This window comes from Nonomuraea longispora, assembly GCF_004348345.1.
Lineage (GTDB): Bacteria > Actinomycetota > Actinomycetes > Streptosporangiales > Streptosporangiaceae > Nonomuraea > Nonomuraea longispora.
Genome location: NZ_SMJZ01000013.1, coordinates 21,147 through 41,505, shown reverse-complemented (window position 1 = coordinate 41,505; position 20,359 = coordinate 21,147). Strand labels below are relative to the sequence as shown.

Annotated in this window: 21 protein-coding genes; 12 read left to right on the top strand and 9 right to left on the bottom strand. The window is 71.2% G+C overall.

The genetic code is table 11. From position 1 onward, the window contains the following. Positions 1-130 precede the first annotated feature (130 nt). On the top strand, positions 131-1,105 hold the full coding sequence (locus tag E1267_RS05900) for an aldo/keto reductase (protein ID WP_132330565.1): 975 nt from the start codon (positions 131-133) through the stop codon (positions 1,103-1,105). A gap of 9 nt (positions 1,106-1,114) precedes the next feature. On the opposite strand, the gene E1267_RS05895 is transcribed toward E1267_RS05900, so the two are convergent. Beyond that, positions 1,115-2,044, bottom strand: coding sequence for a sensor histidine kinase (locus E1267_RS05895; protein ID WP_132330563.1), 930 nt, complete (start codon positions 2,042-2,044; stop codon positions 1,115-1,117). 180 nt (positions 2,045-2,224) lie between these two features. Here E1267_RS05895 and E1267_RS05890 point away from each other — a divergent pair, with 180 nt between their 5' ends. Next, a complete protein-coding gene (locus E1267_RS05890) occupies positions 2,225-2,779 on the top strand; it encodes a DUF1707 SHOCT-like domain-containing protein (protein ID WP_246063511.1) in 555 nt (184 codons plus the stop codon). Here E1267_RS05890 and E1267_RS05885 read toward each other — a convergent pair. Continuing rightward, positions 2,749-3,861: an aromatic ring-hydroxylating oxygenase subunit alpha gene (locus tag E1267_RS05885; protein ID WP_132330561.1), complete on the bottom strand. Its 1,113-nt coding sequence runs from the start codon at positions 3,859-3,861 to the stop codon at positions 2,749-2,751. The genes E1267_RS05890 and E1267_RS05885 overlap by 31 nt on opposite strands. Positions 3,862-3,924: 63 nt before the next feature. Further along, positions 3,925-5,055 carry an FAD-dependent oxidoreductase gene (locus tag E1267_RS05880; protein ID WP_132330559.1) on the bottom strand — a complete coding sequence of 377 codons (1,131 nt, stop codon included), beginning with the start codon at positions 5,053-5,055 and terminating at the stop codon, positions 3,925-3,927. A 50-nt stretch (positions 5,056-5,105) separates the two neighbouring features. On the opposite strand from E1267_RS05880, the gene E1267_RS05875 reads away from it, so the two are divergent. The 3 genes from E1267_RS05875 (at position 5,106) to E1267_RS05865 (ending at position 7,695) form a co-directional block, all read left to right on the top strand. Then, positions 5,106-5,669: a TetR/AcrR family transcriptional regulator gene (locus tag E1267_RS05875; RefSeq protein ID WP_132330557.1), complete on the top strand. Its 564-nt coding sequence runs from the start codon at positions 5,106-5,108 to the stop codon at positions 5,667-5,669. A gap of 87 nt (positions 5,670-5,756) precedes the next feature. After that, positions 5,757-6,131, top strand: a complete 375-nt coding sequence (locus E1267_RS05870) for a hypothetical protein (protein WP_132330555.1) — start codon at positions 5,757-5,759, stop codon at positions 6,129-6,131. A 91-nt stretch (positions 6,132-6,222) separates the two neighbouring features. Continuing rightward, a complete protein-coding gene (locus tag E1267_RS05865; protein ID WP_246063510.1) occupies positions 6,223-7,695 on the top strand; it encodes a DUF2079 domain-containing protein in 1,473 nt (490 codons plus the stop codon). On the opposite strand, the gene E1267_RS05860 is transcribed toward E1267_RS05865, so the two are convergent. Beyond that, the gene (locus E1267_RS05860) at positions 7,671-8,813 is read right to left on the bottom strand and encodes a glycosyltransferase (RefSeq protein ID WP_165959476.1); all 1,143 of its coding nucleotides are present in this window, start codon (positions 8,811-8,813) and stop codon (positions 7,671-7,673) included. The genes E1267_RS05865 and E1267_RS05860 overlap by 25 nt on opposite strands. 23 nt (positions 8,814-8,836) lie before the next feature. Between E1267_RS05860 and E1267_RS05855 the strand changes: the two genes are divergently transcribed. The 3 genes from E1267_RS05855 to E1267_RS05845 all read left to right on the top strand — a co-directional run bounded on the left by E1267_RS05855 (position 8,837) and on the right by E1267_RS05845 (position 14,402). After that, entirely contained in the window at positions 8,837-9,655 is an 819-nt protein-coding gene (locus tag E1267_RS05855; RefSeq protein ID WP_246063508.1) for a PIG-L family deacetylase, read from the top strand. A 49-nt stretch (positions 9,656-9,704) separates the two neighbouring features. After that, positions 9,705-10,763: a lysylphosphatidylglycerol synthase domain-containing protein gene (locus tag E1267_RS05850; RefSeq protein ID WP_132330553.1), complete on the top strand. Its 1,059-nt coding sequence runs from the start codon at positions 9,705-9,707 to the stop codon at positions 10,761-10,763. 264 nt (positions 10,764-11,027) lie between these two features. Then, on the top strand, positions 11,028-14,402 hold the full coding sequence (locus E1267_RS05845) for an ATP-binding protein (protein ID WP_132330551.1): 3,375 nt from the start codon (positions 11,028-11,030) through the stop codon (positions 14,400-14,402). On the opposite strand, the gene E1267_RS05840 is transcribed toward E1267_RS05845, so the two are convergent. Beyond that, on the bottom strand, positions 14,392-14,910 hold the full coding sequence (locus E1267_RS05840) for a hypothetical protein (RefSeq protein ID WP_132330549.1): 519 nt from the start codon (positions 14,908-14,910) through the stop codon (positions 14,392-14,394). The genes E1267_RS05845 and E1267_RS05840 overlap by 11 nt on opposite strands. A gap of 163 nt (positions 14,911-15,073) precedes the next feature. Here E1267_RS05840 and E1267_RS05835 point away from each other — a divergent pair, with 163 nt between their 5' ends. Then, positions 15,074-15,607 carry a DedA family protein gene (locus E1267_RS05835; protein ID WP_132330547.1) on the top strand — a complete coding sequence of 178 codons (534 nt, stop codon included), beginning with the start codon at positions 15,074-15,076 and terminating at the stop codon, positions 15,605-15,607. Between the two features lie 7 nt (positions 15,608-15,614). On the opposite strand, the gene E1267_RS05830 is transcribed toward E1267_RS05835, so the two are convergent. Further along, the gene (locus E1267_RS05830; RefSeq protein ID WP_132330545.1) at positions 15,615-15,809 is read right to left on the bottom strand and encodes a YegP family protein; all 195 of its coding nucleotides are present in this window, start codon (positions 15,807-15,809) and stop codon (positions 15,615-15,617) included. Positions 15,810-15,918: 109 nt separating this feature from the next. Between E1267_RS05830 and E1267_RS05825 the strand changes: the two genes are divergently transcribed. Continuing rightward, positions 15,919-16,755 carry a D-alanyl-D-alanine carboxypeptidase family protein gene (locus E1267_RS05825; RefSeq protein ID WP_246063506.1) on the top strand — a complete coding sequence of 279 codons (837 nt, stop codon included), beginning with the start codon at positions 15,919-15,921 and terminating at the stop codon, positions 16,753-16,755. 192 nt (positions 16,756-16,947) lie between these two features. Further along, positions 16,948-17,244: a hypothetical protein gene (locus E1267_RS05820; protein WP_132330543.1), complete on the top strand. Its 297-nt coding sequence runs from the start codon at positions 16,948-16,950 to the stop codon at positions 17,242-17,244. A gap of 377 nt (positions 17,245-17,621) precedes the next feature. Here E1267_RS05820 and E1267_RS45510 read toward each other — a convergent pair whose 3' ends face one another. The 3 genes from E1267_RS45510 to E1267_RS05805 are packed head-to-tail and all read right to left on the bottom strand — an operon-like array spanning position 17,622 to position 19,535. Next, positions 17,622-17,885, bottom strand: a complete 264-nt coding sequence (locus E1267_RS45510; protein ID WP_220449356.1) for a DUF4235 domain-containing protein — start codon at positions 17,883-17,885, stop codon at positions 17,622-17,624. Positions 17,886-17,944: 59 nt separating this feature from the next. Next, positions 17,945-18,757: a TrmH family RNA methyltransferase gene (locus E1267_RS05810; protein WP_132330541.1), complete on the bottom strand. Its 813-nt coding sequence runs from the start codon at positions 18,755-18,757 to the stop codon at positions 17,945-17,947. Continuing rightward, a complete protein-coding gene (locus E1267_RS05805; RefSeq protein ID WP_281283593.1) occupies positions 18,750-19,535 on the bottom strand; it encodes a DUF4184 family protein in 786 nt (261 codons plus the stop codon). Before E1267_RS05805 ends, E1267_RS05810 begins: the two co-directional genes overlap by 8 nt. 212 nt (positions 19,536-19,747) lie before the next feature. Here E1267_RS05805 and E1267_RS05800 point away from each other — a divergent pair, with 212 nt between their 5' ends. Then, positions 19,748-20,302, top strand: coding sequence for a cation diffusion facilitator family transporter (locus E1267_RS05800; protein ID WP_246063501.1), 555 nt, complete (start codon positions 19,748-19,750; stop codon positions 20,300-20,302). Positions 20,303-20,359 lie beyond the last annotated feature (57 nt).

Below are 20,359 nucleotides of genomic sequence, written 5' to 3'. Positions count from 1 at the left end.
TGATGACCTGCCGGGACATGACCCTGAGTAGGGCGTTCCCCCTCAGGGTGGGTGGCGCCGGCCGGACGCCGGTTTGACTTGGAGCGCGCTCGAGGGGTGACCCTGAAGGAGAAGGACCAAGGAGGCAGGGATGAAGAGACGAACGCTCGGCAACGGCGGTCCCGAGGTCTCGGCGCTGGGGCTCGGTTGCATGGGGATGTCCGAATTCTACGGCCAGGCCGACGAGAGCGAGTCGATCGCCGTGATCAACCGCGCGCTCGACCTCGGCATGAATTTTCTAGACACAGCCGATATGTACGGCAAGGGGGCCAACGAAGAGCTGGTCGGCCGCGCCATCAAGGGACGCCGCGGCGAGGTGGTGCTGGCCACCAAGTTCGGCGTCAACCGCGAAGGCGACAGCCGCTCGATCGAGAACAGCCCCGCCTACATCAAGGCCGCCTGCGACGCCTCGCTCAAGCGGCTCGGCGTCGACCGCATCGACCTCTACTACATGCACCGCCGCAACCCGGCCGTGCCCGTTGAGGAGTCGGTGGGCGCCATGGCCGCACTGGTCGAGCAGGGCAAGGTGGGCCATCTCGGTCTGTCCGAGGTGAGCGCGCGTACGCTGCGCGAGGCGTGCGCCGTGCATCCGATCGCCGCGCTGCAGAGCGAGTACTCGCTGTTCACCAGGGGCATCGAGCAGGAGATCCTGCCGGCGGCCCGCGAGCTCGGCGTCGCGCTGGTGGCCTACTCCCCGATCAGCCGCGGTTTTCTGGCCGGCACGCTGCCGCCGGCCGACGAGCTGCCCGACGACGACTTCCGCAAGCACATGCCGCGCAACGTGGGCGAGAACGCCCGGCACAACCAGGCGCTGGCGGCCGAGGTGAAGCGGATCGCCGACGCGGCCGGTGTCACCGCGGCACAGCTCGCGCTGGCCTGGGTGCTCGCCCAGGGCGAGGACGTCGTACCGATCCCGGGGACGAAGCGGCTGCGCTATCTGGAGGAGAACGCCGCCGCCGCGGACATCACGCTGACGCCCGAGCAGCTCGGCGCGCTGGACGCGGCCGTGCCCGCCGACGCGGTGCGCGGCACCCGCTATCCCAGCATGTCGGAGGTCGAGCTCTGACGGCGCCGCTCAGCGCCGGCCCGGGACGTCGAAATAGATCCGGACGGTGGTGCCCTCCGGCGTCGAGTGCACGCGTACGAGATCGCTGAGCAGGTTGATGATGAGCAGCCCGCGCGAGCCCGCCTGACGCGGGTCGACCGGGCTGCGCCCGGCCAGCGGGTCGGTGATGTGGCCGGCGTCGCTGACCTCGCACACGAGCCGCCCGTCGACGGTCCACACCTTGATCGTGCCGGAGCCGCCGCCGTGGTCGAGGCTGTTGGCGCCCAGCTCGGCCACCGCCAGCCGCACGTCGTCGAGCCGGTCGCCGTGGAAACCCAGCGCGACGGCCTCGCGCGCGGCCAGCGACCGCGCCTCCGACAGGTTGCCGTTGTCGAAGCGCAGCGTGGCGCACTGCGCGGGCTCGTCGAACGGCCGGTTGTGCGCGTCGATCACCAGCTCGGGCGCGAAGAGGGGGCTGCGTCGTTCGCCGGAGGCGTCGCGCAGCACGGGATGGGTGCGCGACGCCTCCTCGATCACCGCCGGGTCGAGGCCCTCGACGTCGTAGGGGCACAGGATCGTGACGTGCCGGCCCGCGAACGACAGGTTGATCAGCGCCTCGTGCTGGGCGCACGCGGGATATTCCGCCGGGGTGCGGCCGGGCCAGACGGGCTCGCCGATGATGCGCACGTGGCCGTCGGGATGCCGGTCGGCGAAGTCGCGCAGCACGGCGGGGATGATGCGTCCGGGGTTGCGCCCCGCCACGCCCATGTCGAGCAGGCGGACAGCTCTGGCGTCCGGACCCAGCGCCGCCTCGATGAGGGCGAGGTTGCGGGCGGGGACGGCGACGGCGACGGGCTCGCCGGCCGCCAGGCCCTCACGGACGAAGGCGGTCGTGGCAGCAACATATTCCGGCTCGCCTCGATAGAGGAGAGCCGGATGCGCGAACGGTTCTGCCAGCATCAGCCCTCACGCCACCCAAGGACCGCGACTTCCCGGCGATCCACTGGGTACCTCATAGTTGTGAAGAGAATACAGGTCAGCCGCCGCCCTCAGCGTGTCCGCCCGTCCCCTCCCCTCGATCTACGCACCCCTTCCGGCCGACGGCTCCCGTTCTGAGCTTTGTGAACCTATGCTCAAGACATGTCGGAAATGCAGATGCGGGTCTCCGACGAAGATCGGGAACGCACCACCCAGCAGCTTCAGCGTGCGTTCTCCGAGGGTCGTCTCACCCAGATGGAGCTCGAAGACCGGCTCGAAGTCGCGCTGAGTTCGAAGACCTACGGCGACTTGCTCAACCTGATCGACGATCTCCCCGTCGAGCAACCCCGTGTCAACGACGTGGTCGAGCTGCAGTCGAAGCACGGGCTCATCAAGCGCTCAGGCGACTGGGCGGTCCCCCGGCGGCTGCGCGTGTCCTCCAAGTACGGCAGCGCCGAGCTCGACCTCTCCCAGGCCGTCATCCCGCACACGGTCGTCGACATCGAGCTCGACCTCACGTACGGCTACGCCAAGATCATCCTGCCCGAGGGCGCCGTGGTGAACGTGGACGAGTTCCAGAGCGACTGGGGCAACACCTCGACGAGCGCCGTCCCGAGCCGGCCGCGCCCCGGAGCCCTCCAGGTGGTGATCAGCGGCCGGGCGAAGTACGGCGGTCTCACCGTGCGCTATCCCCGCAAGCGCTGGTTCACCCACTGATGGAAGAGGGCGATGTGGTGCTCACTGGGCACGAGCACTCCGCCCTCCACGTACGCCCGTGACGACATGCCGGGCTGGGTCCGCTCGCAGGCGTCGAAGTCCTGCTCGTTGACCCGGTGAAACAGCTCGACGGACGTCGACAGGTCCGCCCCCGAGGCGATCACGTCGGGGTGGTAGAGCCAGTCGCACTCGACGACGGTCCTGTCGGCGGCCATCGGGTACATCCGGTGCATGATCACGTGGTCGGGCACCAGGTTGACGAACACCTGCGGCCTGACGGTGACCGCGTAGTAGCGCCGGTCCTGCTCGTGCGACAGCTCGGGCAGCCGGCCGAAGCCCGGGCCGCCGTCCACGGTGAAGCCCTCGACCCGGGAGGCGAACTCGGCGCCATGGCCGACGTAGTACTGCGCCGCGTAGCCTCCGGCGAACTCCGGCAGCACGGCCGTCAGCTCGGGGTGGATGGTGGCGCAGTGGTAGCACTCCATGAAGTTCTCGACGATGAGCTTCCAGTTGGCCTTGACGTCGTAGCGGATCCTGCGGCCGAGTGCGAGGTCCTCGACGTGGTAGCGGTCGAGGGCGGCCGGGTCACCGAGGCGTTCCGTGGCCGCGTTCTGCACCGTCTCCTCGAACGACGGCGGCTCGGCGGCCAGGCACACCCACGCGTACCCCAGCCATTCGCGCAGGTGCACGGGCACCAGCCCGTACGCCACGCGGTCGATGTCGGGCATCTTGACCAGGTTCGGCGCGGCGGCGAGCCGGCCGTCGAGGTCGTAGGACCAGGCGTGGTAGGCGCACCTGATCGTCCTGCGCACCTCGCCCTGCTCCTCCACGCACAGCCGGGCGCCACGGTGCCTGCAGACGTTGAGGAAGGCGCGCAGCAGGTCGTCCCGGCCGCGGACCACGATCACGTTCTCCCTGCCGACCTGGACCGTCTTGAACGCTCCCGGCTTCGGCAGATCCTCTGTCCTGACGGCGCAGAACCAGAGGCTTTCGAAGATGCTTGCCTGCTCTCGCGCGAACACCTCGGGGTCCGTGTAGGAGTTCCCCTGAAGGGTCGCGATCAGGCTTGACGTCGTCGTCAACCGTCACCTCTTGTTGCGTATTACGCACCGAGTTGCCCTATATGCAACATCGTCAGGTCGCGCTCAGGACGCTGTCAAGAGGTAAGTGCTGACTCTCCGCAACCACTTGACATACAGCCAGGTCGCGAGCCGGTCGGGGAAAAACCCGGCGAACGGGCGGTGCATGTCGGTGATCTCCGTGGCGGCCAGCCGGGCGGGCAGGCGCACGACCTTCGCCCTCGCCCGCTCGTACGCGCGCAACGCGCCGGCCGGTTCGGCGCGGCCCGACGCGGAGCGCAGGCCGCCGATCGCGCCGGCCAGCGACCAGGCGTCCTCCAGTGCCTGGTTGGCCCCCTGGGCCATGGTGGGCGGCATGGTGTGGGCCGCGTCGCCGGCCAGGGTGGTCGGCCCCCTGCCCCAGACCGCGGAGAACGGCTGCCGGTGGTGCGGGAAGAAGTCGATGTCCGTGATCGTCTCCAGGACGTCCGGCACCGGGTCCGCCCATCCGCGGAACCGCTCGCGCAGCCGCTCGGCCACGCGGGGGTCGTCGTCCCAGAACGGCCTGCCCGGCGCGGACCTGACGTCGAACCACCACAACAGCCGGCCCTCACCCGCCGGGATCAGCCCGCACAACCCCCGCGCCCCGGCGATCATCACGGCCCTGCGCTGCTCGGTGAGCGTGGTGGGCCTGGTGGTGAACCCCTGCCAGGTCACCCAGTCGCCCAGCGTCGCGCGGTCGTCTCCCCACAGGGCCTCGCGCACCACCGAGCGCCGCCCGTCTGCCCCCACGAGCACGTCGCCGCGGACCGTGCGCCCGTCGGACAGGCGCACCTCCGCGCACTCGGGCACCACGTGCTCGGCGGCGACCCCGTAGGTCACCGGCACGCCGTCGGCGAGCAGCTCGACCAGGTCGCGGCGGGCCACGTGCACGCTCGGGTGGCCGTAACGGCGTTCGGCCGCGGTGAGGTCGATCGTGACCAGCCTGCGCCCGTCGACGGCCCAGGTCTCCATGGCCTCCAGACGCCGCCCGGTCGTGGAGTAGTCGACTTTGAGCTCCCGCAGTATGGCCGTGGCGGCCGGCCACAGGGAGACGGAGCCGCCGGCCGTACGCAGCTCGGGGGCCTCCTCGTAGACCTCGACCTCGTGACCGGCGTTGAGCAGGCCGCGCGCCACGGCGAGCCCCGCGACGCCCGCTCCGACCACGATTACCCTCATAGCAACCCCTGTTTGTGAGACCGTCGATATCAGATACTTGGAGTATCATTATGTCTGCGCGCGGACGCAAGCCCGATCCCACGGTCGACCACCGCATCAGGCAGGCCGCGGCCGGGCTCGTGCTCGCACGCGGCCTCGACTTCACCATGGACGACGTCGCGACGGCGGCGGGCGTGGGCCGGGCCAGTGTGTTCCGCCGTTACGCCACCAAACGCGACATGCTGCTCGAAGCCCTCGCCGCCATCATGAACACGCACGTCGCCATCCCCGACACGGGTTCGTTCGAGGGCGACCTGCGCGCGGTGGTCTCCGACACCCTCGCCCTCTTCCACCATCCCGACGTGTCGCGCATGACCAAGCAGATCTTCGGCGAGGCCGGCCGAGACCCGGCGGTCGCCCAGATCATCCGTACCGGGATGCGCACCCGGATGGAGCGTTCGTGGATCGTGTACGAGCGCGCGATCGAACGCGGAGAACTGCCGCCGAATGCCGACCTTTGGATGCTTACAGATATGTTTGCCGGTTTCGTCGCTTACCGGGGACTCCTGGATCTTCCCCTACCCGAGCCGGAGCAGATCGTGCAGGTCCTGCTGCACGGCTTTACACCGGGCTGACGCGCGTGGTGTTAGTGGGGTGCAAGTGACGGTCAAGTCGTGCTCCATAATGTTCCCTTCGTTAGCAAACCTACGAAGGGCACGGAAATGACTCCCCCACGCCGTCGTCTGGCCGTCGCGGCCGCGACGCTTACTCTTGCCGTCCTCACCACCGCCTGTGGTGCCCTGGGCAACACCGTTGACTGCAACACCGCGGCCAGCGAGGCCAGCAAGATCGCCAGCGAGTGGAGCACCGCCGTCACGAAGAACGCCAGCGACACCGACGCCATCGGCACCGCCTCGCAGACGGCTGCAGACAAGACGAAGGAGCTCGCGGGCAAGTACGACGGCGAGGTCGCCTCGGCGCTGAACGACCTGGCGGCCGGGTTCGACTCCATGAAGGGCGGCGACCTGAGCTCGGTCTCCGACTTCAGCGGCAAGGTGAACGGCTTCACCAGCAAGATCACGGCCGCCTGCTCCTAGCCGGGCGCACGGTTGCCGCTCCGCCCGTGGGGGGCGGGAGGGCTAGGCGGCCGTGCCCCGTGCTGGCGGATTCGTTCTAGTCTTGCCTTCCGTGACGGGACAACTGCTTGCGACGCCGGTGGGGGCCGGCAGCGCGCGGGCGCCGTCATGGAAGAGCCGGCTGCCGGGCCACCGCGTGCTGGTGGGCGCCGTCGCGCTCGCCGCCGCGGTGGCCTACGCCGTACTCGGGCTGGTCAAGCTGGCCACCTTCAGGGCCAGTACGTTCGACCTGGTGATCGTGGACCAGGCGGTGCGCAACTACGCGGGCCTGCGGCCCCCGTACATCCCGGTGCGCGGCATGTTCGGCGACCGGGGCATGGACTACGTCCAGCTCGCCGACCACTTCTCACCCATCTACGCGGTGCTGGCGCCGTTCTACTGGATCCACGACGGCCCCGGGACGCTGATCGTCGCTCAGGCGGTGTTGTTCGCCGCCGCGATCCCGTTCGTCTGGCTGTTCACCCGCCGCGTGCTCGGCACCTGGCCCGCCTACCTGGTCTGCGCCGCGTACGCGCTGTCGTGGCCCGTCGCGCAGGCGGTCGCCTTCGACGTGCACGAGGTCATGTTCGTCCCCGTGCTCACGGCGATCATGATCGAGCGTTACCACGCGGGACGCATGCCGCCCGCGTTCCTGGCGATGGCCGCCCTCCTCCTCGTCAAGGAGGACATGGGGCTCATGGTGATCGGCGCGGGGGCGTGCCTGATCGCCCTCGGCGACCGGTGGCGCGGCGTGCTCACCGCGCTGCTCGGCCTCGGCACCGTGCTGCTCGTACGCGGCCTGACGATCTCCGTGTTCGGCGGCGACGCCAAGGACTACTGGGCCTACGGGCATCTCGGGGACAACCTGCCCGGGGCGCTCCTCGGCATCCTGGGCGACCCGCTCGGCGCGGTGCTGCTCCTGTTCAGCGAGGAGGCCAAGGTCGACACCCTGCTGCTGATGGTGTGGCCGACATTGTTACTGTGCCTGCTCTCGCCGCTGTCGCTGGTCGCGCTGCCTCACGTGCTCGTCCGCATGCTGGCCGACCGGTCCCAGTGGTGGCAGGCGGACTTCCACTACAGCGCGTTCACCGTGGTGATCCTGCTCTGCGCGGGCGTGGACGGCCTGTCGCGCCTGTCACGGCTGATCAAGCGCCCCCGCGACCGCTCGCTCCGGCTCACGTGGGCGGCGGCCGCCTGCGTGGTCGCGCTCACCCTCGTGCCCCGATTCGCCCTCGACCAGCTCTACCATCCGGACTTCTACACCGAGCCCAAGGCGGCCGCCGCGGCCGAGGCCGTCGCCCGGGTGCCCTCGGGGGTCACCGTCGAGGCGGCCAACTCCGTCGGTCCCGCGCTGACGTCCAGGACCACCGTCCTGCTGTGGGGGCCCACCTCGCACGGCGCTCCGTGGGTGGTGGCCGACACCTCGCGCTGGGACTACCCCTTCGGCTCGCCCGAGCAGCAGTTCGCCGCGATCGCCGAGCGGGAGGCCCGGGGGTACGAGAAGGTGTTCGAGAGCGACGGCTACGTGGTGTTGCGCCGCGACTGACCGCGCGGGTCACGGGGGCCGCGCATGGACATCGCCTGCGCGTACGCCCGGTCGAAGCCCTCGATCACGGCCGGCCACGAGCCCGCGGCAGGCGGCGTGGCGCGGTTGTGCGCAGCGATGGACCCGCGCAGGCCGGGGTCGGCGCACAACCGCGCCACCGCCCGCGCCAGGTCGCCCGGCGCGCGCCCGAGCAGCCCCTCCGTGCCGTCCTTGACGAAGTCGGCGACCCCGCTCTGCGTCCTGGCCACCACGGGCAGCCCCGCCGCCCGCGCCTCGAGCGCCGCGATGCCGAACGACTCGCGTGGCGCCGGCGCCACGAACACGTCAGCCGACTCCAGGACCTTGGCGATCTGCTCCCGGGTGTGCCGCCCCGGCAGCGAGACCCAGCCGGTCATGCCGTGCCTGGCGAGGAAACGTTCCATCCGGCCCCGTGCGGGCCCGTCGCCGACGATCGTGGCCCGCATGGGGATCCGGGAGGGGACGCGCGCGCGGGCCGCCTGCAGCAGCTTCAGCAGGCGTACGGGATGCTTGCGCGGAGCGAACCGGCCGACCGCGACCACGTGCACCTCGTCACGTGGGACGGGCGGCCCCGGCGGCGGTGCCCAGCCCGACAGGTCGAGCCCGTTGGGCACCACGCGCACGGGGATCCCGGGCCCCGCCACGTCGCGGATGGGGACCGCGGCGGCGTTGCTCACCGTGGTCGCGACCAGCCTCCATCGGTCCCACCCGAACACGAGTCGCAGCAGGCGGTAGAGCCCCTTGGTGAGCGGATCCCACATGCTGTGCACGGTCACCACGCACGGCACCCCGGCGCGCACCGCGGCCCGCACCCCCATCCAGGCGAACGGCGAGACCGCGCCCGCGTGCACGTGGACGACGTCGGGCCGGTCGGAGGCGAGCCGGCGCGTGAGATGTCCCACTCCGAACGGGTGCACGGGAAGGTCGAACGGCATCCTGGCGACGATCCTGCGCACGCCCGGCAGCGGCTCCCCCCTGGTCGCCGTGGCCACGCGGACGTCGTGGCCGGCCTCCCGCTGCTCTCGTACGAGATCGGCGACCTGGACCTCGATCCCCCCGAGCCGGGGCAGGTAACAGTCGCTCACGTGAAAGATCCGCACCCCTCCCAGACTAATCTGGGCGTGTGCCTCCACGTACCGCTGTGTTCTTTCATGCGCATCCCGATGACGAGGCCCTGCTGACGGCGGGCACCATGGCGATGCTCGCCGCCGAGGGGCACCGCGTGGTGCTCGTGGTGGCCACGGCGGGCGAGCGGGGCCTGGCCGAGATGGAGCCCGGCGACGCGCTCGGCGAGACCAGGCTCAAGGAGCTCTACACCTCGGCCGCGCTGCTCGGCTGCGCCCGCGTGGAGTGCCTGGGCTACGGTGACTCTGGGCTGAGCCCGAAGGGCGGCAGCGCCGACGAACGGCCCGACAACGCCTTCATCGACGCCGACACCGAGGAGGCCGCCAAGGCGCTGGCCGCGATCCTTCAGGAGGAGGAGGCCGACCTGCTGGCGATCTACGACCCGGCGGGCGGCTACGGCCATCCCGACCACGTGCAGGTGCACCGGGTGGGCAGACGGGCGTCGGAGATCGCGCAGACGCCGATCGTCCTGGAGGCGACGGTCAACCGCGATCCGCTGGTCCGGCTCCTGCGGCTGGCCAGCCGGTTCTACCGGTTTCCGCCGGAGTTCGACGTACGGACGTTCGAGAGCGCGTACTCGGCGAGTGAGACGATCACTCACCGCGTCAATGTCCGGAAATATGCGAAACAGAAGAGGGCGTCCATGGCCGCGCACGCCTCGCAGGCCAGCGGCGGCGACAGCGACCGCACCCTCGCCGTCATGCTGAAGGTCCCCCGCCCTCTCTACCGCCTGGTCTTCGGCACGGAGTGGTACGTTCGCCGTGACCTTCCTCCGGGCGCCCGCCTCACTCATCCCTTCGACCCGTGGCCCCCCTAGTTCCCCCGGACGACGAGAGCCGCCGCGTCACCCGTCAGACTGGACCCCGATGAAGAACAAGTGGCTCCAGATCGCCCTGTCCGTCCTGTCGCTCGGGCTGGCCGTGCTGCTCGTGGTCTACCTGCCCCAGATCGTGCGCACGCTCACCGGCAAGCCCGTCTCCTGGGCCGAGATCGGGGCCGTGTTCGGCGCGCTCGGCGCGGGCGAGATCGCGATCATGACCGTGCTGTGGCTGCTGAGCCTGCTGGCCTACACGTTCGTGCTGACCAACTCGCTGCCGGGGCTGAACAACCTGCAGGGCCTCACCCTCAACGCGGCGGGCAGCGCGGTGAGCAACCTCCTGCCGTTCGGCGGGGCGGTCGGCGTGGCGCTGTCGTTCGCGATGACCAAGGGATGGGGCTTCACCAACCGCGCCTTCGTGGTCATGACGCTGGTCAGCGGCATCTGGAACACGCTGTTCAGATTCGTCCTGCCGGCCGTCGGCATCATCGCGCTGCTGATGGCCGACGAGGTGCCCAACCCGACCGTCGCCCAGGCGGGCTGGACGGGCGCGATCTCCATCCTCGTGCTCTGCGCGGTCGTGGCCGCGGCCCTCTACTGGGAGCGCGCCGCCACGCTGCTCGGCCGGGCGCTCGACGGCCTCACCAGACTGCTGAGGCTGAAGCTGCACGCCTCCGCGGCCTTCCACCGCCTGCGCGCCGACACCGCCGGAGTCGTCAGGACCCGATGGCCCGGCCTGTCACTCGGCATGATCTTCTTCCTCGGCTTCCAGTGGGCGATCATGGCCGCCTGCATGCAGGCCACCGGCGCCTGGCCGGGCCTGGCCGAGTCGATCGCCGTCTTCGCGCTGTCGAGAGTCCTGACCAGCGCCCTGATCACGCCGAGCGGCGCGGGCATCATGGAGAGCGGCGTGGCCGCCCTGCTGATCGCCTTCGGGGTGCAGGGCAGCCCCGCGATCGCGACCGCACTGCTTTTCGGCTTCTGGACTTACACTATCGAGATCCCGTTCGGCGGCCTGGCACTGGGCGCATGGGCGCTCCTGCGCAGGCGCAACGGCCGGGACGCCGACGCGGAGCCCCCGTCCACGATCTCGAAGGCCCCCTCTTGACCACCACTGCGGCCCGCTGGGCCGACGATGTTCCGCGACCTGGGACGCGCCGCACACCGCGCCCGGCCGCCGTCGGCACGCGCTCCGGGTCACTGCACCACGACCACGAGGTGAACACCATGTCCTGGCACCCTGCAACGACCGACCGCACCGGGGGGACGCGGTTTCCATGCGCGAGCCGCCGCAGGGGGAGATCGGTGACAATCCCAAAGCCAACAAAGACCTTGTGCATGATTCGCAGGCCCGCATAGCGTGGCGGCTGACATGGTGGCGTTCCGAGTTCTGGGGCCAGTCGAGGCGTACGAACACGACGACGAACTCGACCTCGGCGGGTTGCGGCAGCGGGCCGTCCTCGCCCGGCTCCTCGTGGCCAGAGGCCAGGTCGTGCCCGTTGACACGCTTCTTTACGATCTGTGGGACGACGACGCGGCGAAGGGCGCGCAGTCGGGCCTGCAGGTCTACATCTCGCGCCTGCGCAGGGTGCTGGAGCCGGGCCGCCCGCGCGGCGGGCCCAACCGGCTGCTGGTGACGGTCGCGTCGGGCTACGCGCTGCGCGTGGCCTCCGACCAGGTCGACGCGCTCAGGTTCGAGCAGCTCGTACGCGCGGCGGGCGAGCACCTCGACGAGGGCGACCCGCAGGCCGCCCGCGGCCGCCTGGAGAAGGCGCTGGGCCTGTGGCGCGGCACCCCCTACTCCGACTTCGCCGACCAGCCGTGGGCGGAGGCCGAGGTCAACCGGCTGACCGAGCTGCGCCTCGTCGCGCGCGAGCGGCACGCCGACACCGGCCTGCGGCTCGCCATGCACGCCGAGACCGTGCCCGACCTCGAGGCGCTGACCACCGAGCATCCGCTGCGCGAGGAGGGCTGGCGGCTGCTGGCGCTCGGCCTCTACCGCTGCGGCCGGCAGGGCGACGCGCTGGCCGCGCTGCGCAGGGCGCGCAACATCCTGGCCGACGAGCTGGGCATCGACCCGGGGCCGGCGCTGCGCAAGCTGGAGTCCGACATCCTGGCCCAGTCGCCCGAGCTCGAACTGGCCGCCCCGGCGCGGCCCGCCCGGCCGGCGCCGGTCACCGACACCTGGCCGCCGAGGCCAGCCACGCCCGTCGACCCGCCGCCACTGGAGCCCGAGCCGTTCGTCGGCCGCGACGCCGAGCTGACCCGGCTGACCACGGCGGCCTCACGCACCGGCAGGTTCCAGGTCGCGATCGTCACCGGGGTCGCGGGCGCGGGCAAGACCACGCTGCTGCGCCAGGTGGAGACCCGGCTGGCCGGTGACGGCTGGACCACCGCGTCCGGGGCCTGCCCCGACTCCAGCGCCACCCCGCCCGGCTGGGCGTGGGTCGAGATCCTGCGCACGCTCATCGGCGTGACGGGCGCGGGCGAATACGCCCAGCTGCTCGCGCCGCTGCTCGACGACGCCGCCCCCGACCCCGACGAGGACGAGGTGTCCGGCGGCTTCCGGCTGCACCGCGCGGTCGGCGGCTACCTCGCGGGGGTCGCGCGCAGGTCGCCCGTGCTGCTGACGCTCGAAGACCTCCACTGGGCCGACGACCAGACGCTGGCCCTGCTGCGGGCGCTGCCCAGCCTGCTGGCCACCAGCCGGGTGCTGCTCGTGGTGACCTGCAGGGAGAGCGAGCTCGACGACCGCCAGTCCGACGTGCTGGCCGCCCTCGCCCGGCTCAGCCCGGTCCGCGTGGGTCTTTCCGGGCTCGACCCGAAGGCCGTGGCCGAGCTGGTCAGGGCCACCTGCGTACGCGAGATCGACGACGACGCGGTCGAGTCGATCGTCGAGCGCACCGGCGGCAACCCGTTCTTCGTCCGCGAGACCGTGCGCCTGCTCGACTCCGAGGGCGCGGCCGACCGGGCCAGCGCGACCGAGGTGCTCTCGCAGGTGCCCTCCGGCGTGCGCGACGTGCTGCGGCGGCGCATCTCGCGGTTGCCGTCCGGGGCGCAGCAGATCCTGCTGCAGGCCGCCGTGATCGGCCGTGACGTCGATCTCGACGTGCTCATCGCGGTGGCGGGCGACGAGGACGCCGTCATCGAGGCCGTGGAGGCGGCCCTGCTGGCCGGCCTGGTGACCGAGCCGGGGCCGGGGCTGCTCAGGTTCGACCACGACCTGGTGCGCGACACGATCTACTCCGACGCCTCCCGGCTGCGCCGCACCCGGCTGCACGCCGCCGTGGCCGCGGTCATCGAGGAGCGCACGCCGTCCGACGTGGCCGCGCTCGCCCACCACTACTTCCTCGCCGACGCGGCCGAGAAGGCCGTCCACTACGCGGGGCTGGCGGCCGAGCAGGCCGAGCGGCGTTTCGCCCACCGTGAGGCGGCCATGCTGTGGGAGCAGGCCATCGCCGCGTTCGACCGTTCGCGCAACGACGAGCAGGACGGCGAGCGGGCGCGCGAGCGCACCAAGGAGCGGCTGGTGCTCATGTTGCGCCAGATCAGGGCGCTGGCGCTGTGCGGCGACATGTCGGCGGCCAGGGTGCTGCGCCGCCAGGCCATGGACACCGCGCTGCCGCTGGGCGACCTCGAGATCACCGCGAAGGTGGCGGCTTCGCTGGCCGTGCCGCACAAGGGCATGGCCCGCGACTTCACCCGCACCGCGTGGGAGATCGTCGACGTCACCGAGCGGGCCCTCATGGAGCTGCCCGAGGGCGAGCAGCGGCTGCGGGCGAGCCTGCTGACGACGCTCGCCCTGGAGCTGGAGGGCTCCTCCTCGCCCGAGCGGGGCCGGCAGGCGTCGCTGGAGGCGCTGGAGCTGGCCAGGCAGAGCGGCGACCCCGCGCTGATCGCGGCCGCGCTCAGCGGGCGGTTGCGCCAGTCCTACGACATCCCCGCGGTCGACACCCGCGAGAGCATCGGCAGGGAACTGCTGGAGGTCGCCCAGCGCTCCGGCCAGATGGCCACGCAGGCGCTGGCCCATCTGGTGCTGCTGGAGTGCGCGGCGGCGAGGGGCGAGTTCACGACCGCCGACGAGCATGCCGCCGCCGCCGACCGCCTGGCCAAGCAGTACGACCTGTCGGCGCCCGCAGCGGTCGTCGTCTGGTACGCCGGCCAGCGCCTGATGATCGCCGGCGACTACGCGGGCGCCGGACGCGCCTACGGCGACGCGGCGAGGATGACCGAGCGGGCCGGCATGCTGGAGGGCCGCCAGGACCTCCCGCTGATCACGACGTTCTGCCTGCACCTCGTCGACGGCCGGGCCGCCGGCATGGTCGAGCGGCTCGCCGAGGCCCACCTGCGGGGCGCCAAGTGGACGCTCGACGCCTACGCCCTCGCCCTGGCCTCCGCGGGCCGGCTCGACGAGGCCAGGGCCGTGGCCGCCACCCGGCCGCCGGTCCGCCCCGACTTCCTCTACGAGCTGGTGATGACCTGGCGGGCACTGGCGGGCATGCTGCTGGACGACCGCGAGCGGATGATCGACTGCTACGACAAGCTCAAGCCGTTCGCCGACCGGGTGGCGGGCGCCGGCACCGGCGTGGTGGCGTTGTGGCCTGTCGCGCTGACGCTGGGCGACCTCGCGATCCGTCTCGGGCAGCCCGACGCCGCGCGTGACCACTACCACAAGGCCCTCGAGGTGGCCGAGCGGGTGGGCGTGCCGCGCTGGGTGCAGGCGGCGCGGCAGTCGGTCAGCAGCTGACCTCGAACCGTTCGCTCCTGACGGTTGCGGCGCCCTTGACGGCCAGCTCGACGCGGTACCACCCGGGGTTGCCCGACATCTGGGGCCGCCACTCGACGGTGCGCCGGGCGGCGGCGGAGCCGTCGTGGTCCACCAGGTAGGTGCGCCAGGTCCGGATGGCCGGGCTCCAGCGGGTGAGCCGCCAGGCGTACGACACGGCCTGGTCGGGGTCGGGGTTGACGACCACGCTGCGGGCCACGTACGAGCCGGCGCACCCGGCTCCGCCGTCCGGCACGGCGTCGACGGAGACCTCCCCCTCCCTCGCGGCGGGGGACGTCCGCCGGGCCGGGGCGGAGATGGGCGTCTCGCGGGCCGACAGGGTGATGGTCGTCACCGGCTGGGTCGCCGAGTTGGCGCTGTGGTAGGCGGAGAAGCCGACGTAGGCGCTGGTGAACGCGAGCGCGGCCACGAAGAGCTTGGCCGTGTTCGCCGTACCGCTGGCCAGGGCGGCTGCGCTTCTCGTCGTCATCGTCAACACCCCTTTCGCCTCACCCATAGAGTGAGGCAGGGCGGTTGAGCCCCGCTTGTCGCCTGGTTGCACCCATTGCGGGAGGCTTGCACCCGCTATGGCAGGTGAGCGGAGCTTTGATTAAGGTAAGGCTGACCTAAGGCTTTGGGAGGGGTGGCTGCGGATGGTGCGTGCGATCGCCCCCGTCTCCGACGGTTTCACCGAGCCGTTCTGGCTCGGCCTCCCCTACTGGCTGGTCGGCGCCATCCTGATCCTCGCTCTGTTCGGAGCGTTCCAGGTCTACTACTGGGTCGGCCGCAAGCTCGGCGAGAAGCTGTACGACTCCCGCATCGGCGTCAGGCTGGGCCGCGAACGCATCGCGAAGATCGAGCAGGTCGTCGAGAAGTGGGGCGCGCTGGCCGTCTACGGGTGTTTCTGGGTGCCCATGCTGCGCCACACGCTGCCATGGGTGGCCGGGGCGCTGCGCGTGTCCTACCCCTGGTACGTCGTCGCCAGCGCGCTGGGCTGCCTGACGTGGGCGCCGCTGTGGTGGTTCGGCGGCACGGCGATCGTGTGGGGGTGGCTGCAACTGGCCGCCGCCTCTCCCCTCACCGCCGCCGCCGTGGCCGTGGTGGCGGCCGGCGCCGTGGCCGCGTTCGTGGTGCGCCGCCGCCGTCGCCGGCGCCGGGCCTCCGAGGACGAGGCTCTCGTGTCCTAGCGGGTCTTCACCGGGGCTCCTGCCCGCTCTGGTCGTCGATGTGGGCCTCAGGAGCGTTCCTGCGTACGGTCTCGATGCCGTTCACACAGGCCACCTTCGTCGGGAAACCCTCGCCGACCGCGAGCGTCTGCCCGTTGTTCGCCACGAGCGCGAAACGGAAAGCGCCCCGTTCGTCCTTGCTGATGATGAACCTGCCTGCCATGTCCGCCGCCCCCGCAATCTCGGATTGATCAACGATTTACCCGTGCCTGAGACATACCTATGGTCGTGTCAGGCAAACGAACCCTTGATCTGCTGACACCATGATTGCCATGCGTATCGCCGGTTTCATGGGTTCTGTCGTGGTCACTGTGCTGGTCGGGGTCGCCACCCCCGCCGTGGCGGCGGACGCGCCCGCCGTGGCGGCCGAGGCGGCGTACGTCGTCGACTCGGCGGGGAACGTGCACGTCGGCAAGCGCCAGACGCGCCGGATGCCGGTCGCGAGCCTCGTCAAGGTCATGACGGCGTACGTCGTGCTGCGCGAGGCCCGGCTCGGCGACACCGTCAGGATCTCCGCGGCGGACGTGTCGTACGCCGCCCGCAACGGCGCCGCGACGGCGGGCCTGCGCAAGGGCGAGCGCCTCACGGTCAGGGACCTGCTGTACGCGCTCATGCTGCCCTCAGGAGCCGACGCGGCCAACGCGCTGGCGCGGCGCTACGGCCCCGGCAAGACCGCCTTCGTCGCCAAGATGAACCGCACCGCCCGCTCCCTCGGCCTCGACGACACCCGCTACACGAACGCCGACGGCATGCCCACCCCGCGCAACGGCGGCTACTCGACGGCCGCCGACCAGGCGAAGCTGGCCCAGCGGGCGCTGGCGGACGACACGTTCACGACCGTGGTCCGTCGCACGGTGCACAGGGTGGCCAAGACGAAGGTGCACCGGGCGCACACCTGGACCAACACCAACAAGCTGCTCAAGCGCGCGGACGGGGTGCTGGGGGTCAAGACGGGGTACACGAGGGCGGCGGGCTACTGCCTGCTGTTCGCGGGTGAGCGCAGTGGCGAGCAGGTCGTGGGCGTGCTGCTGAACGACGGGAGCGAGCGCCGCTTCACCACGGCCGAGCGGCTCCTCGACTACGCGGGCGACCGCATCGCCCTCGGCTGAGCGCCCGCGCTCGTCACGCCGGCAGGCGCGGCGGAGCCGGAGCGATTGACGCCGGTTCTTCGTCGGCGGATGCGCAAGCACTGCCGAACGGGCAATAATCGAACATCCAGCAGCGCTAAAGGTGACCTGGAGCACAGCCACCACGCTCCTCGGCACAGTAAGGTGGCCCTTCAACCCTCGAAAAGGAAGACCATGGCGGAATTCATCGAGGTCCGCGCGACGGTCGAGGGCCACGAAAGGGCGGCCGTGCTGGCCAACGGCATCTTCCGCGCCGGACTGGCCACGTCGATCGACATAGCCGAGACGCCACACCCGACCGCCCACCACGACGAGATCGCCTGGGAGCTCACGCTCATCACCACCGCGTCGCAGGCGCCCGCGCTCGAACGCCACATCAGGGAGACGGGCTTCGACAGCCCCATCATGAGCCGCCCGCTCGTCACCGACCCCGACAACCGTCCCGACTGGTTCGACGGCAAGCAGCCCTGACAAGCGTCCGGTGGGGTCAGCCGCCGACCGTGATGACGACCTTTCCCGCGGCGGCGTGCCCCGCCTCCTGGTAGGCCTCAGGGATGCGTGCGAACGGGAAGCTCCTGTCGATGACCGGCGTCACCTTCCCAGCGTCACCAGGTTCCGCTTGGTCTCCTCGCAGGTCACCACGTTCACGGACGACACCCGCTGCGACACGAACGGCCCCGCCGCCAGTAACGAGACGACGTGCCCGCCGGGCTGCAGATCGGAGACACCGGCCGGGCGCCAGCTCCGCCGGCTCGTTCTTGCGCAGGACGCGCACCATGGCGCGCATCTCGGCGAGGGTGCGCGTCGCCTCGGCCCCGCCCCGCCGCAGATGAGGCGGGAAGCGGTCGTCAGGCCCTGGCCCCGCTCCGGATCGCCCTGCGCCGGAACGTCTTCGCGCTCGCCCGGTGCACGCCGGCCTTGATCAGGCCGAACAGCGCCCCTTGCACGGCGGCGGCGACCAGGACCTCCGTCAGGTCGCGGTCGAGGTCCTCGGCGTCGGGCGAGTCGTCCTCGCCCGCGGCCAGTTTCCACATCCGCCGGAACAGCATGGTCGCCAGGGCGCCGCTGAGCAGGCCCATCCCCAGCGAGGCGGCCTTCTGTACAGGATGCATGCCGTCTCCGTGCCCGGTGTACGCGTCCTAAACGTTGCCCGGACCGGCCGCGTGGGCGTTCAGCGCGACGCGCGCATCAGCCCGTGACACGCGATGGCGGCGGCCGCCACGACGTTCAGGGAGTCGACCCCCGCCGCCATGGCCCCCGCGTTCATGGAGATGCACACCGCGTGGTCGGCCTCCTGCAGCCAGTGGGACGAGAGCCCGTCGCCCTCGGCGCCCAGCAGCAGCGCCACCCGTCCCTCGACCGCGATCTCGTCGATGGGGACGGCGTTCTGATCGGGGGTCAGGGCCAGCATCCGGCAGCCCGCCTTCCGCAGCTGCGCGAGCCCTTCGAACCAGTCGTCCATCCGCGCGTACGGGATCGAGAACACCGCGCCCATCGACACCTTGACCGCCCGCCGGTAGAGCGGGTCGGCGCACCGGGGCGACAGGATGACGCCGTCGACGCCGAGCGCCGCCGCCGACCTGAAGATCGCCCCTACGTTGGCGTGGTCGACGAGGTCCTCCAGCACCAGCAGGCGGTGACCGCCCCGCTTGAGCAGGGTCTCGACGGCGGGCAGAGGGAGGCGTTCCATCGAGGCCAGCGCCCCGCGGTGGACCTGGAAGCCGGCGATGCCGGACATGATCTCGTCGCTCACCACGTAGACGGTGGCGTCGCCGAGCACGTCCTCCAGGGGCGCCAGCCAGCGGCGGGTGGTCAGGACCGAGCGGATCGGGTAGCCGGCGGCGATGGCGCGTCTGATGACCTTCTCGCCTTCGGCGAGGAACAACCCGCGCTCGGCCTCCAGGCTCTTGCGCAGTTCCACGTCCCTGAGCCGGGTGTAGTCGGTCAGGCGCGGGTCGCCGGGGTCGGTGACGTACTCAAGCACCTTCTGATACTGCCATGCGCCGCCTGACCTGCCAGACCACCGCGTAGCAGGTGAGGACGAGGCACAGGCCGACCAGGGTGCCCACGCCTGCCTTCGTGAGCACGCTGGGAAGGCCGAGTTCGGGGCTGGGCTCGTCCACGAGCGGCCACAGCAGGGCGCCCGCCACCGTGCCGGACGCGCACGCGGCCACCACCGACCACCGCAGGCGGGGTGAGATCCGCAGGCGGCCGGGGACCGGGGCGGCGGGCATCCTGGACAAGCCGCGCCGGCACCACCACACGACGGCGGCCAGCCCGATCGCGGAGGAGACGTACTGCAGAAGGCGGAAGAGCGGGAGCTCTCCGAGGACGACGACGTGGAGCCAGCCGCCCCATTCGACGGAGCCCGTGGAGTGGGTGAAGGAGTCACAGAGCACATGGGAGGCGGCGCCGATCACCGCGCCGGCGGCCATCGGCAGGATCCTGAGCCGTTCGGGAGCGAGGCGCGCGGCGCGGCCGGCGAGCGCGGCCGGCAGGAGGGAGACCAGCGGGTCCCTGAACAGGACGTGGAACAGCGGCAGCAGGACGAGCACGGCGGCGAGGTCGAGGGTGACGACGCCGGTCCAGGAGTGCCAGTCGGTGTAGTCGGGCAGGAACGGCAGGAACAGCGGCAGGTCGGGCGCCATCGCCCCCAGCGCCAGCGCCCACGGATCGGCGAACCTGCGCATCCGGGAGGATGCCATCAGCGGCACCACCGCCGCGATGTGACTCGGCGTGAACGGCAATCGTCTCCCCCCCATCTGACGATCTTCGCCCATTATGCGGTGAACCTTGAACACTCTTTGCCCGTATGATCTGGAGTCACGGACTGTAGTGGGTAAGTTACGTAACGCTGTCGACGGCCGGACAGCCGGGAGTTCGGGGGTTCATGGTGCCTGACCAGCGGATTCGTGAGCATCCGGCCGCGTCAGCAGATTGGATGCGCGCCGCTCGCGCGGCTCGCTCACTCTCGGTGGCTACGCTCGTCTGGCTGGGCGTGGAAAGCACGCTCGGCCTGGCGGCGGGCCTCGTGGCCCACTCCGTCGCCCTGATCGGATGGGGGCTCTGCGCGGTCGTGGAGGCAGCGGCCAGCATGATCGTGGTGTGGCGGTTCACCGGCGCGCGCACGCTGTCGCCGAGCGCGGAGACCACCGCCAGGCGGGCGGTCGCGGTGAGCTTCTGGCTGCTGGCCCCCTATCTGGTCATCCACGTCGCCTACGACCTGGGCGCGGGGCACCGGGCGGTGCCGAGCACGCTGGGGATCGTGGTGACGGCGGTCAGTTTGGTCAGCATGCCGGTGCTGGGCATCGCCAAGCGGCGGCTCGGCGCGCGGCTGGCCTCACCGTCGACGGCCGGCGAGGGCACGCAGAACCTCATCTGCGCCGCCATGGCGGCGGGCGTGCTCGCCGGGTTGTGGCTGAACACGATCGGCTGGTGGTGGGTGGATCCGGCCGTCGCGGTCGCTCTCGCGGCGGTCGCCGTGCGTGAGGGAAGGCGCGCCTGGCGCGGTCACGCATGCTGCCATTGAGGGCAACACACTGTAATCGTCGCACCAAAAGGGCTGTTTTGCCACACTAACCGCACC